Below are 17572 nucleotides of genomic sequence, written 5' to 3' on the forward strand. Positions count from 1 at the left end.
AATTAGAGTTTTTACCATACAATGTATATAAACATGCCCTTCCCCCACTACACCCAACTCGACCGAATGGACTGCGGGCCTACCTGCCTGCGGATGGTGGCGAAGCATTATGGCCGCTCGTTTACGGCGCAGTCGCTGCGGGAGCGGGCGCAGATTGGCAAAGAGGGTGTCTCGCTGCTGGGTATTGCCGAAGCCGCCGAGAATATTGGTTTTCGCACGGTGGGCATAAAAGTGCCGTTCTCGAAATTAGCTGCCGAGGCCCCGCTGCCCTGCATCGTGCATTGGAATCAGAATCATTTCGTGGTGGTCTACGCCATCAAAGGTGCGTCGGGTAGCTGGATGAGCCGCATCCGGGGCGGGCGCAAAACGCCGGAGCGTATAGAGCCAACCGTTCGGCCTGGCGGGCTTCCGCACGGTCTGACGCTGGAAGAGGGCCAACTCATCATTCCGCCCGCGTCGGCAGCAATTACGCCGGGCGTGGATTCGCTCGACACTGCGCCACGCGGTACGGTCTACGTGGCTGATCCGGCGCGGGGGCTGCTGACCTACACCGCCGGGGAGTTTTGCCAGTATTGGTTGTCGGCGCAGGGGCCACACGCTGCCGAGGGCGTTGCGCTGCTGCTCGAACCTACGCCTACTTTTCAGGAACAGGACGACGAATTCCAACAGGGAGCGGGGGCTTACGGCTTTGGGCGGGTGCTGGGCTATTTGTGGCAGTACAAAGCCTTGCTGGGGCAGTTGGCACTGGGGCTGGCCGTAGGTAGCGGGTTGCAATTGCTGTTTCCGTTTCTAACGCAGTCGGTGGTCGACGTGGGCATCAATACGCAGAACCTGCCATTTGTTTATTTAGTGCTGGGGGCGCAGTTGATGCTCATGGCCGGGCGGCTATCGGTCGAGTTTATTCGCTCGTGGATATTGTTGCACATCAGCACCCGCGTCAACCTGAGCATCCTGTCTGATTTTCTGATTAAGCTGATGCGATTGCCCGTGTCGTTTTTCGACAGCAAGCAATTCGGTGATCTGATGCAGCGCATCGGCGATCACCACCGCATCGAACAGTTTCTAACCGGCCAAACGCTCAATACACTGTTTTCGCTGCTCAACCTCGTGGTGCTGAGTGTGGTACTGGCTATGTTCAGCCTGCCCATTTTCGGCGTGTTCGTCGTGGCGAGTTTGCTGTATGTGGGCTGGGTGGCCCTGTTTCTGCGGCAACGGCGTAAATTAGATTACAAACGCTTCGATGTGTCGGCCAAGAATCAGAGCAGTTTAGTGCAGTTGATTCAGGGGATGCAGGAGATCAAGCTGGCCGGAGCCGAGCGACCCATGCGCTGGGCGTGGGAGCGGTTGCAGGCGCGGCTCTTTCGGCTGCAAATGAAGGGGCTGGCTCTGAGTCAGTACCAACAGGCCGGGGCGTTCAGCATCAACGAGGGCAAAAACATCTTCATTACCTTTCTGGCCGCGCAGGCGGTTATTAACGGGCAGTTGTCGCTGGGGGCGATGCTGGCGATGCAGCAGATTGTGGGGCAGTTGAATGGCCCCATCGAACAACTCATCGGGTTTGTGCAGGGGTTGCAGGACGCCACCATCAGCTTAGAGCGGCTCAACGAAATCCATACGCTGGCCGATGAAGAAGCAACGGAAACGCTTAGGCTCGATCAACTGCCCGTAAGCAAAAGCATATGCCTGAAAAACGTATCGTTCACCTACGTCGGTGCGGGCAATGAGCCGGTGTTAGATCAGGTCGATCTGCATATTCCAGCGGGTAAAACCACGGCTATTGTGGGCATGAGCGGCAGCGGCAAAACCACTATCCTCAAACTGCTGTTGCGCTTCTACAACCCAACGCGGGGCGAGATTCGGCTCGGTGAAGACCCCACCCCTAGCCCCTCCCCGTTAGGGAGGGGAGCGCGACCCGGATGGTTTTCTCCCCTCCCTAACGGGGAGGGGCTGGGGGTGGGGTTACACAACCTGAGCCACAGCGGCTGGCGGCAGCAGTGTGGCGTGGTAATGCAGGACGGGTTTATTTTCTCCGACACCATTGCCCGCAATATCGCCGTGGGCGTTGAACGCATCGACGTCTGGCGGCTCGATGAAGCCGTGCGCGTTGCCAACCTGCGCGAGTTTATCGAGTCACTGCCGTCGGGCCTGAATACCAAAATCGGGACGGAGGGCAACGGCATTAGTCAGGGGCAGCGGCAACGGATTCTGATTGCGCGGGCCGTTTACAAAGACCCGCAATACCTGTTTTTCGACGAAGCCACCAACGCGTTAGACACCACCAACGAAGCCGTTATTATGCACAATCTGACCGAGTTTTTCGCAGGCAATTCGGGAAACAGGCGTACCGTCGTGATTGTTGCTCACCGGCTCAGTACCGTTTGCGGGGCCGATCAGATTGTGGTCCTGCATCGGGGTCGGGTTGCCGAAATCGGCACACACGCCGAATTAATAGCCCAACGCGGTCAATATTGGCAACTGGTGCGTAATCAACTGGAATTAGGGGTGTGAACTGATTTGTCGGATAACGCTGATTTCTCATAACAATCCAATCATGGCAAATCTTGTTAATTCTGGTCAATCCTGGTTGAGATCGGAAGAGGTCGAAGAGATTCTGACCCGGCCCCCGGCCTGGCTGTTACAGTGGGGCATTACGGTCGTGCTGGCGGTGCTGGGGCTGGTACTGACCGGTTCGTGGCTGATTCACTACCCCGATCTGGTGCGGGCGTCGTTTCGGCTTACGTCGGCCAACGCACCCAAAGCGGTATTGGCTCGTTCGGGGGGCAAACTTGTTCGGCTGTTGGTGCGGGAGGGGCAGGTTGTGGTGGCTGGTGCACCGTTGGCGTATTTGGAAAGCACGGCCCGGCATGAGGATGTGTTGCGCCTGTCGCGGCAATTGGCGCGGGCGTGGCTGCTGGCAAGCCGGGAGAAACTCGAAGCGTTGGAAACACTACATCTGTCGAATTATAGTCAGTTGGGCGAACTGCAACCGGCTTATCAAACTTTCGAGCAGGCACGGATTCGGTTGCGGGCGTACTTAGCCAACGGTTTTGCCAGTCAGAAAAAAGCCATGCTCCGGCAGGAAATTCTTGACCTGCAAACACTGGCCGACAACCTGCGCGAACAGCAGCAGCTACAAGCCCGCGACCGAACCTTAGCCAATGAAGAATACACCGTACAACGGCACTTAGCCGAGCAAAAGGTGATTGCACCCCTCGAACTGAAACGGGAAGAAAGCAAAGCCATTGCCCGCCAGCTACCGTATCAGCAAACGGCCTCGGCCCTGATTAATAATCTGACAGCCCAACGGGCCAAACAGAAAGAAATGCTGGAACTCGACCGGCAGGTGGCCGAGGAACGCGATCAGTTTTTGCAGGCTCTGAACACGCTGCAAAGTGCGGTCGAAGCCTGGAAACAGAAATATGTGCTGTTGGCTCCGGTAAATGGGCAGGTTTATTGGCCCGGTTTGTTGCAGGAGAACCAGACCGTTTCGCTCAATCAGGAATTGTTTTACGTGGCCCCACCCAGCACCGATTACTTTGGCGAGTTGCGCGTGCCACAAACCAACGCCGGTAAGGTGCGGGTCGGGCAAGACGTGCTGATTAAGTTTGCGGGCTATCCGTATCAGGAATACGGAGCCGTGCGGGGACAGATTGCCTCAGTCGCCAATGTGTCGCTGCACGACAGCGTCTTTCTGGCAAAAGTGGTATTACCGGCAGGGCTGCGAACTACGTATAATCAGTCGCTGACGTATCGCACGGGCATGAGCGCGTCGGCAGATATTGTTACGACCGACAGCCGACTGCTGGAAAAACTGTTTTATCAACTTCGGAAGCTGACCAACGGACGCTGAGAATTCTGTATCTTTGGTACAATACAACCATGGCTATGTCAGAACTGCTGTTTCAAATTTTAGATACGCCACAGGCTCCGCTTATTTTACAACGGGCACAGGCCATTTTGCACGACGAACAGCGGAAACGGCAAACCTTTTATGAATGGCTCGACGAAGACAAAAAAGCTGAGTTCATCAACGGTGAAATCGTAGTGCATTCACCCGCCCTCGACCGGCACAACGCAGCCATGCTTTTATTAGCGCGACTGTTGAGCATTTATGTGGATGACCGTCAGTTAGGCATGGTGCGGGCCGAAAAAGCGTTGATTGAACTGACGCGCAACAGCTACGAACCCGACGTGTGTTTCTTCGGACCCTCAAAAGCTGCCCATATTACCGACGAGCAATTGTACTATCCGGCACCCGATTTTATCGCCGAAGTGCTCTCGAAGGGTACCGAGAAAAACGACCGAGAAACCAAGTTTGCCGACTATGCAGCGCATGGTGTCGCCGAATACTGGATCATTGACCCGCTCCGCCGAACCATTGAGCAATACGGCATCGACGCCGATACTGAAGAGTATGCACTGGACGGAACCTTTGGCATTAAAGATACCATTACCAGCCACGCTATTGTTGACTTCGCTATTCCGGTTCGGGCCATCTTCGACGCTGCCGCCAATATGCTGGCGTTACGGACGCTCTTGGTTAAGTAAACTTTTCTTTCGATTTTTGTGCGCTGGTTTGCCACGGCAAGTTTGTCGTTAAAAGCAGCCGTTAGCTCACGTTTACACCTATCGAACAAATGCGCTTCATCCGTCTTTTATTGGTTTTGATAATGTTTGGCTTAATGTCAAGTAGTTGCCGTGAAGTGGTTTTGACCGATCAACCTTTTCAGCGAGTGCTAATCAACGATCTTTCTCAACCAACACGAAGCCTGGCTCCGACCCGTAAAACTGACGCAGTAAGCCTAACGTTGAGTGTGAGTGGAACGATCAGCAGGCCTGTTGCGCTGGCCGTTGACCAACTTGCGGCTGACCAAAAGCGGTATCCTGTTCGGCGCGATACGCTGATGGCTGGTACGTATACCAACAAAATTTTTAGCGGTGATTATTACGGCAAAGACCCAACTGAGTTGATTGTAACGCCCACACCCGGCACAACCGGCTCACTTACAATTGAGAGGTATTGAACTTCCAACGTTATGCATCGTTATCTTTTTTTACTCGGCGGTTTGCTGCTGTCGAGTTCATTGGCTGCCCAAACGCCAATCAGGAAAGCATCGGTTCGGCTGGGCGTCGATCTAACATCTTTAGAAGCTCCTGATGCTGTTGGGCCGCGCTATGTAGGGCGGCTGGCTCTACACCTTAAACAGGACCGTTTCGTAATTGCCGCCGAAGGAGGGTATATGCACCTCATACGGGCAAACGAATTATTCAATGATGTCGATCCTGGCCCTGACCGTCGTGAACGGTACACCGCCGACCTTACGCTGCTATACGACCTGCTGCCGCAGCCGCGCCATGCGCTGCGGTTAGGTGCGGGGGTATCGGTCTGGGCGCAGCGCGACGATACATACCGGGCAGCGCGGGCCTTATTTTCGCCGACGGGTTTGCAGGGTATTGCCATCGACCGCCAGCAACGGTTGGCTCTTAATTCAGGTCTGCACGCTGCGGCTGAGTACGAATGGCTGTTTACCCCGCGCTGGGGTGCCGATTTTCGACTGCGCGTTGTTGAGCTGAACGGAGCCGGTGCGACGAGTATGATGGCAGGCGCGGGTATCAGTCACCGCTTTTGAGCGAGTCGGAAGGGGTGGGCGTCAGCGGCACAAAGTGCTTTTGGTTGAGGGGCAGATTCCCGGCAGTCCAGTCTACGTCGCGGACGAAAGCGAAGGCCCGCACTGGGCAGTCGGCTACGCGGCAGTAGTGGCAGCATTCTTTCATGCAGGGGTCGGTATGCACGAATATTTCGACTTCGTTGCTGAATCCTTCTTTCAGTGTATCTTCAAAATGATGGACCTCGTCGTGTACCTGCGTCAGTTCCCAGTAATAGGGTAGGGTCAGGTGGCAGTCGATGTGCAGATCGGCCCCGTATTTCTGAATACGGAGGTTGTGAACATCGATCCAGTTGCGGTCTTTATGCACGTTCAGCAGCGACACCACCCGGTCGAGCGTAGGGGCGTCGGTTTCGTCCATGAGCCGGGCTACCGATTGCCGAACCAGCCGAATACCGTTGTAAATAATCACCAGCGAAAGGCCCAGCGACAGAACCGAGTCGATCCAGCGTTGGCCGGTCAGGGCCACAATACCAATGCCCGCCATAACGATACCGCTGCTGAAGGTGTCGAGCAGCAGGTGGTGGCCGTCGGCGGTAAGGGCGAGTGAATCGGTTTTCTGGCCGATACGAATCAGCCGCCAGCCTACGAAAGCGTTGGCCGCAGCGGTCAGGCCAATCAGCACCACGCCCCAGTCGAGGTTGGTGAGTTCGTGAGGTTCAAAAAAGCTTAGAATAGACTGCCACAGAATGACAATGCCCGCCGACAAAATCATAGCTCCCTCGAAACCCGACGACAGAAATTCAACCTTTCCGTGGCCGTAGGGATGGTTTTGGTCGCGCGGTTGTCCGGCTAAGTAAATGCTGTAAAAAGCGAACCCGCTGGCAATGACGTTAACGATGGATTCGATGGCGTCGGTCAGAATGGCCGCCGAGCCGGTAAGGAAATAGGCTGTAAACTTGATGAGTAACAGTACTACGCTCAAGCCCAACGAAATGCCCATCCAGCGGTATTTAATGCGTTGTGTGAGCATTCGTAAAGATGGTAGCGTTGCTGTTGATGTGTTTGACAAAGATAACGATTCCTTGCCGGATAGTCTGTATTTTTGCCCGCATGAACGAAACCGAAAATCCCTGGCAGACGCTCAACTCGTCGGTCAAATATGATAATCCGTGGTTAGCTATCCGGCACGAAGAAGTGCTTACCCCCGCCGGTACGCCCGGTATTTATGGCGTGGTTAGTTTCAAAAATAAAGCTATTGGTATTGTACCTATCGATGCCGACGGTAACACCTATTTGGTTGGACAATACCGATATCCGCTCAACGAATACTCGTGGGAAATACCCGAAGGTGGCTGCCCCATCGGCACCGACCCGCTCGACTCGGCCCGGCGCGAACTGCGCGAAGAAACCGGCCTCGAAGCCAAAACGTGGACCAAAATAGCCCGCATCCACACGTCTAATTCGGCTACTGATGAAGAAGGGTTTTTGTACATAGCCGAAGATTTGGTGCAGGGCAACCACGAACCCGAAGAAACTGAAGATCTTAAAATCTGGAAGCTGCCCTTATCTGAAGCTGTTGAGATGGCAATGACCAGCCGCATCACCGATGCACTCAGCGTCAGTGGCTTATTGATGGTTGCAAGATTGCGGGGCCTCTAAACGTCATCACTGTGTTTCTACCCATACTTTATGGTTTTCTGCTTGGTACGGCCCTGTGCCTGACGTTCGGAACCGTCTTTTTTGCGCTGATTCAGAATAGTGTGGATAATGGATTTCGCTCTGGGCTGAAAATTATTTTCGGCGTTATCGTGGGCGATGCACTCTTTGTGCTGGCGGCTCTGCTCGGCACGTCGTTTATTCCGAAAGTGCAGGGTTTTGAACACCTGATGGCCGTAGTAGGCGTACTGTTCCTGACGGCAATGGGCTTAGTCAATATTTTGAGCGGAACGCCCCGGCTGGCTTATCCGCAAACCCGCTTCGGTAACTTTGTGTATTATTTCTCCACCGGCTTTTTCCTGAACGCGCTGAACCCGGTCAACTTCATCTCGTGGGTAACGATTGTGGCCTACATCCGGTCGCATCTGCACTACGCGCCGGGGCAACAATACGGCTTCATGATAGCCGCGCTGATCGGCGTTTTCGTGACCGAATCGGCATTGGCGTACTATGCTAACCGACTCAAACGGCTTTTTACGCCCCGCGTTGTTACCCTGTTCAACCGCACAACAGGCTTCGTTTTTCTGGCCGTAGCCGCCCAGATTGCCTATACGCGCTTGTATCAACCGATCACACAGATGATGAATTGGTAATTTCAGTGAACAGTTAACAACCAACAGTCAACAGTGGCCGGTACACAAACACTGTTGACTGTTGGTTGTTAACTGTTCACTGAAAGGAACGCTTCCCATTCATTAATCAATCCTTTTTTCAAGACGCGCGGAAATTTGTGCTGACCGCCCAGCTTTCCTTTCGATTCCATCCATCGGTAAAAGGTAGCTGCGGGTAATACGTTTACCGTGATTTCTTTCAACGCGTGTCGGCGTTCAACGGCGTAATCGTCGTTAAGTTCTTTCAGTTTCTGGTCGATGCGATTGCGGAGGTCGGCGGGGTCTACGGCATCGTCGGTGCCTATGTACCAGTTGTGCGCGAACAGCGTATCGTGCGTTACGCCTGCCACCGTGAACTCGCGTACTGAAATGCCCAACTCATCAGAAACCATCTCGATGGCTTTGTTCATATTGTCGACCGAGAGGTGTTCACCACACAGGCTCAGGAAATGCTTGGTGCGGCCCGTAATCACGATTTCGGCCCGGCGTTTGTTCACGAACTTAATTGTGTCGCCGATTAGATACCGCCACGCGCCCGAGCAGGTCGATAGCAGCAGTGCGTATTCTTTGCCTTCTTCCACCTCGTCAATCATCAGCGTTTCGGGATTGGCAACCAAGTCGCCATCCGACGAAAAATTCTGCTCCGTAAACGGGATAAATTCAAAAAACAGCCCGTTGTTCAGCACCAGTTCCATGCCTTCGGCGTTGGGATGAGTCTGGTAGGCAATGAAACCCTCGGAGGCCAGATACGTTTCGATATAGGTGATGGGGTGAGCCAGAAGCTTCTCGAAACCAGCCCGATATGGTTCGAACGATACACCCCCGTGGCAGAAAACCATCAGGTTCGGCCAGATGTCGTGAATGGTTTTAACCTGATAACGGGCAATGATTTTTTCCATCAGCAACTGAATCCAGGCTGGCACGCCCACCACGTAGCCAATGTCCCAATCGGCAGCCTGCTCGGTAATTTCGTCAAGCTTCAATGCCCAGTCTCGCTCCTGTGCAATTTCTTTGCCGGGCTTATAAAACCGCTCGAACCAGAACGGAATTTTGCTGGCCGTAATGCCGCTCAGGTCGCCTTCATAATGCCCTTCCCGAACGTTCAGATCAGTGCTGCCGCCCAGCATGAGGTAGCCTTTTTCATAGAGCGTAGAAGGCAGGTTCTGATACCGACCCAGGGTAAGAATTTGCCGGACGCCGGTTCGTTGAATGGCTTTTTGCATGGCCTTCGTGACCGGAATATATTTGGAAGCGGCTTCCGACGTTCCTGAACTGAGCGCGAAATACTTAACCCGGCCCGGCCATGTCACGTCGCGTTCACCGCCAAGCGCACGTTTCCACCAGCCATCGAACATCCTGTTGTAGTCGTGGATTGGAACGTGCTGCTTGAATTTTTCGTAGAATTCGCGGTCAGTGCCAAACTCAGCCGCGCCAAGGAGTTCGTCGAAGTGGTAGGTTTTGCCAAAATCCGTGTAGCGGGCTTTGCCGATGAGTTTGCGAAATGCTTTGCGCTGTTGCTTGTAAGCATTTTGTTTGCGTAGTTGAACGGCATTCGTCAGGCGAATGCCATTCTTCAACATGCTGCCGAGAAGTGTCATGTTTCATAGTGATGAGCGTTTTTTAGTGATGAGTGATAAACGATGAGTGATAAGTGGGCTGACGCACAACATTCATCACTCATCGTTCATCGTTCATCACTAAAAACTCATCGTTTACAGGTTCCAGTTTCTCAATTCGTTCATCATGCTATACGAGGTTAGGTCGTACTGACACGGCACAACTGAGGTATAATTTTGTGAGAGCGCGTATTCGTCGGTATCTTCGGCGTGCGCGTCGAAATTTACGAAATCGCCTGCCAACCAGAAGTACCGCCGACCATGCGGGTCGCGCCGTTCGTCAAATACTTCCTGCCATTTGGCATTGGCCTGCCGACAGATGCGGATGCCTTTCAACGGTTCGGCGGTGCGGCCCGGAAAGTTGACGTTCAGGGCAGTGCCAGGCTGCACACCCCGCTCCAGCACACTGCGGGCAATCGTCAGAATGTGTTCGTGCGTATGCGAAAAATCTGGCTGGCGGGTAAAATCACCGAGCGAGAAACCAATGGCCGGAATACCTTCGATAGCCGCTTCGATAGCCGCCGACATGGTGCCTGAATACAGAATGCTGATGGAGGAGTTGCCGCCGTGATTGATGCCACTCACTACCAAATCAGGAGCGCGATCTTTCAAAACGTGGTGCTTGGCTAATTTTACACAGTCGGCAGGAGTGCCCGAACACTCGTAAGCGGGTACATCACCAAAAATGTCGGACGGATACAGGCGTATGGGGTTGGCAATGGTAATAGCGTGTCCCATGCCCGACTGTGGGCTATTGGGAGCCACAACCACTACATTACCAAGTTGTTTCATTAGTTCGACCAGCGTGCGGATACCGTGTGCGGTAATGCCGTCGTCGTTAGAAATCAGAATCAGGGGCTTCTTATCGGCCATGCACGTGATTTTGTTGGGCGTATCTGTGCCGCAAAAATACGCAAATACGCCCGAACTGAGACCGAAAGTTTGGCCGTAACCGATGGGTAGGTTAGTCGGCTTCTATTGTTTCAATACTACCTAATAAACATCTTACTGGCATGGAAACAATGACCCCGACCATGACGCCCTCAATGGTGCCGAATAATGCCCACAAAGACATTCCTGGCAACCCCTCAACGGCTACCAGCAGCAAACAATCGCTGAACGACCGCTCTTCTGGCAAACCCCTGCGCGTGCTGTCGGAAGATGACTGGCAATTCTGGAAACACAACGGCTATATTGTTGTCAAACAAGCTGTTCCCCGCCAACAGGCCGAACGGCTCGCCAATTTTCTGTGGGAGTTTGAAGAAAAAGACCCCGGCAATTCCGATACCTGGTACGCGCCACCCCGCGCCGAAATGAAAATGAAAGAACTGACAAACAGCGGCATGGTCGAACTTTACAATCATCAATATGAGTGGGATAACCGACAGACGCAACGCGTGTACGACGCTTTCGTCGATATATGGGGTACCGAAAAACTCTGGGTCACAATCGACCGCGCCAACCTGAATTTTCCGATGCGGCCCGGCCATGAGTTCAACGGGTTTATTCACTGGGATTATGACCCGGAAACCCGCCCGCAAAACGTACAGGGCGTACTGGCTCTGGCCGACCAAACCGATGAAAACATGGGCGGGTTTCAGTGCATTCCCGAACTCTACCGAACGTATGACACCTGGAAGCTCACGCAACCCGCCAACCGCGACCGCTTCAAACCCGATACCACCGGTTTCGAGTTTACCAAAGTGAAGATGGAAACGGGCGACCTGCTGATTTTCAACAGCACCCAGCCGCACGGTATCCGCCCTAATTTATCCAACGATAAAGTCCGTATAGCTCAGTATATTTCAATGATGCCTGCCGAAGAAGATAATGAATCCCTGCGGCAGTGGCGCATTACCTCCTGGCGCGACCGCATCGCCCCCGAAGGCTACGCATTCCCCGGCGACCCCCGCAACTGGGAACGCAACCGCGAAAAAACCGCCGAACTCAGCCCGCTTGGCCGCAAACTGCTGGGAATTGACCGGTGGGAGGGATAAGTTAAAAATGAAAAGTGCATAATGAAAAATGGGCTGGCGCAGCGATAAGCCGCTTCTGCATTTTTCATTATGCACTTTTCATTTTTAACTACGCCAGTGCTTCTTCTACTTTCGCCTTCCCGTTGTGATATGCGCCGAGTACGGAATCGGCAACGGACGATAGGGCGTTGTTAGCTGAATTGCCCAGTGATTTGGCTTTGTACCGATACCGCATTTTATCGACCGGGCCTAAATTGTTGTAGGCTGATACCAGCGCGTAACCAGCCACGGCAGCCGCCACCACGCCTAAGCCAATAGCCCAGTTAGGTGTTTTGTCGTCGCTACGGTCTGATTCGTGCTTGGGTGTTAATAACCAGCGCATCATACCGGCCAAGGCTTCCTGGGGCGACAGGTAGGCCATAACCTCCTGCGCTTTGTTGGCTAAACCGCCCGGCACCACTTTGGCCTCGCCTTTCATCAGGGCTTTGTAGCCATCGCGGGCCACCATCGCCGGGTCGTCCAGCATACCTTCTACGTTCAGTTTGGGTGCGTCGGCTTCGCGGAAAAAGTTGGTGGCCGTAGCGTTCGGCATCAGAGCCGTAACCGTTACGTTGGTATCTTTCAACTCGTTGCGAAGTGACTGTGTCAGGCTCCAGACGTAGGCTTTTGTGGCGGCATACACGGCCATGAGCGGGAAGGGCGTAATCGACACCATCGATGCCAATTGCAGAATCCGACCTTCGTTGCGGGCTACCATGTCGTTCAGAAACAGCTTGGTCAGCAGCGTAGTTGTCAGCACGTTCAGGTGAACTACCTCTTTTTCGCGCTCCCAGTTGGTTTCGGTGGCAAACTTGCCATACGTGCTGATACCGGCGTTGTTTACTAAGATATTGACCGTGATTCCTTTGGCCTTCACTTCTTCATACAGTTCAATGGCTACGTCTTCGCGGGCCAGGTCTTTGTTAATGACCGTAACTGTTTCTGTGCCGTAATTGCTTTCAAACACTTCGGCCAGGCGGTGTAGCGGCTCTTCGTTATGGTCGACCAGCACCAGATTAAAGCCGTCCTGTGCAAAAAGTTTGGCTAATTCCTGCCCGATACCACTACCAGCTCCCGTAACGAGTGCCGTTTTCCCAGTTCCCTGTTTCATAATCATTGGGTGTTTTGTTGAGTCTATGTTTTCTTATTCAACCCCGGCCTGCTAAAGTTGTTTTGAAAACATGCCAGCGTCAATTACGTTTGCGGCTGTATGACGGGCCTGTCAGCCATCACACATACCATTAAAAATAGAATTGATTATGAAACGAGTTCTTGTAATTGCTGTACTGCTGCCTGTTTTGGTAGCTGCCTGTTCGCCGTATCGCATCACCCGCAATCAGGCTGATCGGTCGGCTGCGTGGTCGGCCTATCGGACGTTTGCTTTTGTTGATACAAGCCGGATTAGTCCGGTGCCGGGCGAAGCCTATCGAACCGCCATGGAGCAGATCAAGCAAGCGGTCAGTGCCGAACTGCGCAACCGGGGCTACCAACCTACCCGCGACAATCCGGATTTGTTAGTGAATCTGGGGGCTGTTGTAAAAGAGAAAACGCAAACCCGGCAAACCACCATTCAGGAAGCTCCACGCTATATCGGACAGCGTCGGTATTCATGGCAGAGTCAGGAGGTGCCAGTTGGCACGTATAACGAAGGAACCGTAAACCTCCACGTGGTCGACGCTCAGCGAAACGCGCTTGTGTGGGATGTAGCTGTATCGAGCGTTCTTTCTCCGAAGGGCGTTAATCAAAAACAAATCAACCAGGCCGTTGCGAAGGTATTCGAGAAATTTCCCGGAAAAAATTAGTTAAAAGTGAAAAATGTAAAGTGAAAAATGAAGCTAACACAAATCGACAGCCTCATTTTTCACTTTACATTTTTCACTTTTAACTACACCAGTGCTTTCTCCACGTTGGCTTTGCTGTTGTGGTAGGCGCTGGCTACGGTGTCAACTACCGAGTCGAGCGCATTTTGAGCTGACTTTTTGGTTCGATACGCTTTATAGCGATACCGGGCGCGGTCGTAAGGGCTGGCGTTACGGTATGTTGCGAGTACAATACCGGCAACGGCGAGGGCTGCTATACCAATGCCAAGTACCAGAGCCGATGAGCTTTTTTCCTGTTCGGCTTCAGCTTTTGTTTTCATCTGGGCACGGGCAGCGTTGCTCACCACCGAATCGGGCAACACGCGGAAAGCTGCGGCCTGAAGTTTGGTCTGGAAACCGGCAATGGCCTTGTCTTTGCCTTTCATCAGTGCGTCGTAGCCTTCTTTTGCTACGTCGGCGGGGTCCATCTGGCGGGCGGTTTCCTGCGCTACAGTGTTCATCGCTCCGGCTTTGTTGAAGAAATCTGTGTCGGTAGCAGGTGGCATCAACACCGTGATGTTCACGTCGGTGTCTTTCACCTCATTTCGCAGTGCTTCGGAAAACGAATAAATGAATGACTTGGTAGCCCCGTAAACGGCCATCATGGGGTTTGGCATAATCGATGCAATCGAACCGAGCATCAGAATTTTGCCCTCGTTGCGCGTCACCATGTCTTTCAGAAATAACTTGGTCAGATGTACCAGTGCAGTCAGGTTCACCTGAATCACGCTCAGTTCTTTCTGTAAATCGGTTTCAGTGGCAAACTTGCCGTATTCACCAAAACCGGCGTTGTTCACCAGCACATTGACCGTGATATTCTGACCCGTCACCTCGTCGTATATTTCCTGCGGGGCCGATGGGTTGGCGAGGTCTTTTTCGATGACCGTTACCTGCGAGATACCGAACTGCTGTCTGTATTTATCGGCCAATTGCTGAAGTTTGTCTTCGCTGCGGGCAACCAGCACAAGGTTATAGCCATCTTTGGCAAAAAGCGTAGCGAGTTCGCGGCCAATACCGCTCGACGCGCCTGTAATAAGCGCGGTTTTTCCTGCTTCCGTTGTCATAACAGTTGAGTAAAGTAAACAAATTTGGTTTGCTTTACTCAACCAGACAAAAGGGAAGATGTTTGAAAAAGGAAGTAACGCGGCTGGAAAGCCGCAGGTGGATCTATCATTACCTGTAGCTTTCCAGCCGCGTTACTGATTTATTTGGCAACAACCTTCATATCGATCTTACGCAGGGTTGGTTTGGCAACGCCCGACGTGTCTCTTTTGCTAACGCCGGAGCCGCGCCCGATGGCATCGATACGTACAAAATCAATGCCCGACGCCATCAGTTGCTGTTTTATTTGATTGACGCGTTTGAACGACAGGCTTTTGTTGGTTAGCGCACCCGACGCATCATTGGCATAGCCGATAAGCTGAATCTGCAAAGCTGGATTTGCTTTGAGCAAGGTTGCCAGTTCATTGATCGTTGCCTGCGAACCCGCCGTCAGGCTAAGCGAACCGGGCTGAAAGGCCACGCCCGTCAGCGGAAAAATGCGACCTTTAGGCAGTGCTGGATTGCTCACATAAGGCGTAAGTTGCTGCGTTAGACTGCCACCCGCCGAAGAAGCTGTAGCAGTTGGGGTAGCGGGCGTAACCACCGCCGAAGCCGATTTGGGAGCTGTGCGGGCCGCTGAGTCGGCTGGTACAGCCAATGACCGGGCCACCGTGTCGGACTGAACCGTATTGCTCGTCACCGGCGAAACGTCGGTAGTAGGTTCGTTGTCGTTATTGTGCTTCTGCGTATTCTGATATACGTAGTAGCCGACTGCCATCAGCGCAACGACCAGTAGACCGCCAATGCCCCATTTCGCCAGTGAACCCGCGTCGTTGTCAGAATCATCAGCCGATTCATAGCTAATGGGTTGCCGCACGGGTTCGCTATACGACCGCGAACTGTTGGCAGCCGATTCCACCACCGACCGCCGGGCCGGGGCTGCTACGCCCGCCATTACCTGCTGAAGCCCCACCTTCTCAACCAACCGGGGCATAAACTCTTCGGGAACGGCGTTCACCAGCGCGTCGCGTTCGGCAAACAGCGACGATGCCAGCGTATCGGCGTCTAACTTCTGGTCTTTTACCCGCCGACCCAGCATATGCAATACAATGGTTGTGGTTAGCCCCAGCAGCGAAATGGCCGACGAATTGCGGATACCCGCATAGGTCGAAATCATGCTGCCGATGGAGCTTTTCATAGCGGGCAACAGGTGGCTGATTACGTCGTTGCCCTGCGTAATCAGCGTATTGGTCTGTGCCGGTTCGCGTAGAACCGTGGTCAGATTATCGAGTAGTGAGCCGTCGTAACGGCCTTTCTGAATATGATTAAAGAGTTGATTGACACCAATTTCGGTAGTGGTACGTTTCATCAGCCCACCCGTAATGGTGTAAACAAGGCCATTGACAGCTTTGCGTGTTTTATCAACCGGTTCATCGATGTAATCGGCAATGCGCGTTACAACGTCCGGGTTAAGTACATCAGTTAACGAGTCAAATAAAGTCATAAATAGATAATCACAATCAGAGCAATTCCGATATAAAATTAGGCAACGATTAGCTACTGTGCATCGTGTTGTAGCTAAAATACACGTTTATCGCTTGCCCATACGCTCAATAATCTGCTGATATTCTGTTTCAACCGCCCGTAACCGCGTTTGGCAGAATGTAATCAGTTCAGTAGCCCGGCGTATTTTCTCAGGCAGTTCGTCGAGCGGCACCCGCTCGTTCTCAATGTCGTCAACAATCGTTGTCAATTGTTCGTAAGCATCCTGGTATGTCATTTTTGAGTTGCAGGGTTGTATAGTTGTATAGTAATGTTGTGGAGAACGGCAGTCAACTTTATAACGCTATAACCCTACAACTCTATAACTTTCGTAAAAATCGTTCCGTCGTGCATCTGCACCGTCAGCGTTTCGTTGGGCTGAATGTCAACGGCCTGCGTCAGAATTCGGCCATCGCGCAGCAGCAGGGCATAACCGCGCCGAAGTACGTTGGCCGGATCGAGGTGTCGAATCGTAACGGTTTTTTCAGTTAAGTCGGTGTGGCGGTCGCGGAGGTAGTTCTGCGATACAAACCGGAGCCGCTCGGTTTCAATGTCAATCTGTTGCCGGGCTATTTGCAACGACTCGCGGGCCACCTCGGCCAGCCGGTCGCGCAGGTGCAGGCAGGCTTCTTCGAACTGACGGTTATGATCGATCAGAAATGCAGCCGCTTTAGTGGGTGTTTTTACGCTTTCATGGCAGAGCAGGTCGGTAATACTGACATTCCGCTCGTGGCCGATGCCAGCCAGAATCGGCAGTGCAAATCCCGCCACGGCGTGGCCCAGCGCATACGTATCGAACGAGCCAAAATCTAATTGTGAGCCGCCCCCGCGCACCATCACCACGGCGTCGTAAGGGATTTCACTGACCCGAATGCGTTCTAACTGAGCACAGATCGCTCGCTCGGCCCCCTGACCCTGTACCTGCGTCAGGTATTCATCGACCAAGAAGTCATAACCAAAAGAATTCTGAGCCAGTTCGTGCCGGAAATCGCGCCAGCCATCGGAGTTTGGTGCTGTAATCAGCGCGATTCGTTGCATCACCGCCGGGCGTGGCAGCAATTGGTTGGCGGTGATATACTGCCCGGCTTCGAGCCACACCCGCTCCGGACAGTCGCGCAGGAGGGCATCGAGTACGGCCTGCCGTTCGCGCTCGAGGTTGCCGAGCGTGTAGGATGGATCGATGGTAAGAATCTCGACGCGCAGTCCATACACCGGATTGAAGCTGACCGCTACCTGCAACAGCAGCCGGATGTTCCGGGCAAAAGTTATCCCGGTAGCTGCTTCAAAATCGCGAATGGTGTGGTAGTTCCGACGCCAGATACAGGCTTCGAGTTTGGCGAGCGTATCGGTGCCTTCGCGCTCCACGAGCGTTAGAAAGCAGTAGTTCCGGTCGGGGTAATTCTTGATGTCGCTCGTTTCGGCAATCACCCAAAACGGTTTCTGCCCGAACGCATCATCAACAACGGCCTCAATCGTAAATGCAAGGTCAGAAAGGCGAATGGGAGTCATAGTAATTGAGTGATTGAATGATTGAGTAACTGAATGGACCGGCTGACCACTCAA

General features: G+C 53.2%; 17 protein-coding genes. 9 read left to right on the forward strand and 8 right to left on the reverse strand.

Annotated features, from left to right (window positions below; genetic code table 11):
- The first annotated feature begins 33 nt into the window (after positions 1-33).
- The 5 genes from AWR27_RS05580 (at position 34) to AWR27_RS05600 (ending at position 5630) form a co-directional block, all read left to right on the forward strand.
- Positions 34-2508 (forward strand): peptidase domain-containing ABC transporter, encoded by a 2475-nt coding sequence (locus AWR27_RS05580; RefSeq protein ID WP_077130276.1) that lies wholly within the window; start codon positions 34-36, stop codon positions 2506-2508.
- Positions 2509-2551: 43 nt separating this feature from the next.
- A complete protein-coding gene (locus AWR27_RS05585) occupies positions 2552-3850 on the forward strand; it encodes a beta-barrel domain-containing protein (RefSeq protein ID WP_077130277.1) in 1299 nt (432 codons plus the stop codon).
- A 29-nt stretch (positions 3851-3879) separates the two neighbouring features.
- On the forward strand, positions 3880-4548 hold the full coding sequence (locus tag AWR27_RS05590) for a Uma2 family endonuclease (RefSeq protein ID WP_232325984.1): 669 nt from the start codon (positions 3880-3882) through the stop codon (positions 4546-4548).
- Between the two features lie 266 nt (positions 4549-4814).
- The gene (locus tag AWR27_RS05595; protein ID WP_077130278.1) at positions 4815-5024 is read left to right on the forward strand and encodes a hypothetical protein; all 210 of its coding nucleotides are present in this window, start codon (positions 4815-4817) and stop codon (positions 5022-5024) included.
- A 12-nt stretch (positions 5025-5036) separates the two neighbouring features.
- Entirely contained in the window at positions 5037-5630 is a 594-nt protein-coding gene (locus AWR27_RS05600) for a hypothetical protein (RefSeq protein ID WP_077130279.1), read from the forward strand.
- Here the strand turns inward: AWR27_RS05600 and AWR27_RS05605 are convergent.
- The gene (locus AWR27_RS05605) at positions 5614-6639 is read right to left on the reverse strand and encodes a cation diffusion facilitator family transporter (protein ID WP_077130280.1); all 1026 of its coding nucleotides are present in this window, start codon (positions 6637-6639) and stop codon (positions 5614-5616) included. The genes AWR27_RS05600 and AWR27_RS05605 overlap by 17 nt on opposite strands.
- 80 nt (positions 6640-6719) lie before the next feature.
- Here AWR27_RS05605 and AWR27_RS05610 point away from each other — a divergent pair, with 80 nt between their 5' ends.
- Both AWR27_RS05610 and AWR27_RS05615 read left to right on the forward strand, forming a co-directional pair.
- Positions 6720-7268 carry an NUDIX domain-containing protein gene (locus tag AWR27_RS05610; RefSeq protein ID WP_077130281.1) on the forward strand — a complete coding sequence of 183 codons (549 nt, stop codon included), beginning with the start codon at positions 6720-6722 and terminating at the stop codon, positions 7266-7268.
- Between the two features lie 11 nt (positions 7269-7279).
- Positions 7280-7918 carry a LysE family translocator gene (locus AWR27_RS05615; protein ID WP_077130282.1) on the forward strand — a complete coding sequence of 213 codons (639 nt, stop codon included), beginning with the start codon at positions 7280-7282 and terminating at the stop codon, positions 7916-7918.
- 68 nt (positions 7919-7986) lie between these two features.
- On the opposite strand, the gene AWR27_RS05620 is transcribed toward AWR27_RS05615, so the two are convergent.
- Positions 7987-9534 (reverse strand): GH3 family acyl-acid amido synthetase, encoded by a 1548-nt coding sequence (locus AWR27_RS05620; RefSeq protein ID WP_077130283.1) that lies wholly within the window; start codon positions 9532-9534, stop codon positions 7987-7989.
- Between the two features lie 114 nt (positions 9535-9648).
- Positions 9649-10425 (reverse strand): 5'/3'-nucleotidase SurE, encoded by a 777-nt coding sequence (gene surE, locus AWR27_RS05625; protein ID WP_077130284.1) that lies wholly within the window; start codon positions 10423-10425, stop codon positions 9649-9651.
- 140 nt (positions 10426-10565) lie between these two features.
- On the opposite strand from surE, the gene AWR27_RS05630 reads away from it, so the two are divergent.
- A complete protein-coding gene (locus tag AWR27_RS05630; RefSeq protein WP_077130285.1) occupies positions 10566-11549 on the forward strand; it encodes a phytanoyl-CoA dioxygenase family protein in 984 nt (327 codons plus the stop codon).
- 88 nt (positions 11550-11637) lie between these two features.
- On the opposite strand, the gene AWR27_RS05635 is transcribed toward AWR27_RS05630, so the two are convergent.
- On the reverse strand, positions 11638-12678 hold the full coding sequence (locus AWR27_RS05635) for an SDR family NAD(P)-dependent oxidoreductase (RefSeq protein ID WP_077133828.1): 1041 nt from the start codon (positions 12676-12678) through the stop codon (positions 11638-11640).
- A gap of 148 nt (positions 12679-12826) precedes the next feature.
- On the opposite strand from AWR27_RS05635, the gene AWR27_RS05640 reads away from it, so the two are divergent.
- The gene (locus AWR27_RS05640; protein WP_077130286.1) at positions 12827-13369 is read left to right on the forward strand and encodes a DUF4136 domain-containing protein; all 543 of its coding nucleotides are present in this window, start codon (positions 12827-12829) and stop codon (positions 13367-13369) included.
- 83 nt (positions 13370-13452) lie between these two features.
- On the opposite strand, the gene AWR27_RS05645 is transcribed toward AWR27_RS05640, so the two are convergent.
- From AWR27_RS05645 to AWR27_RS05660, 4 genes are all read right to left on the reverse strand, one after another.
- The gene (locus AWR27_RS05645; protein ID WP_077130287.1) at positions 13453-14490 is read right to left on the reverse strand and encodes an SDR family NAD(P)-dependent oxidoreductase; all 1038 of its coding nucleotides are present in this window, start codon (positions 14488-14490) and stop codon (positions 13453-13455) included.
- A gap of 140 nt (positions 14491-14630) precedes the next feature.
- On the reverse strand, positions 14631-15971 hold the full coding sequence (locus AWR27_RS05650) for an OmpA family protein (protein WP_077130288.1): 1341 nt from the start codon (positions 15969-15971) through the stop codon (positions 14631-14633).
- A gap of 87 nt (positions 15972-16058) precedes the next feature.
- The gene (xseB, locus tag AWR27_RS05655) at positions 16059-16247 is read right to left on the reverse strand and encodes an exodeoxyribonuclease VII small subunit (RefSeq protein ID WP_077130289.1); all 189 of its coding nucleotides are present in this window, start codon (positions 16245-16247) and stop codon (positions 16059-16061) included.
- Between the two features lie 74 nt (positions 16248-16321).
- Positions 16322-17518, reverse strand: coding sequence for an exodeoxyribonuclease VII large subunit (locus tag AWR27_RS05660; protein ID WP_077130290.1), 1197 nt, complete (start codon positions 17516-17518; stop codon positions 16322-16324).
- Positions 17519-17572 lie beyond the last annotated feature (54 nt).

Origin of the sequence: Spirosoma montaniterrae, assembly GCF_001988955.1 — a bacterium.
Classification (GTDB): domain Bacteria; phylum Bacteroidota; class Bacteroidia; order Cytophagales; family Spirosomataceae; genus Spirosoma; species Spirosoma montaniterrae.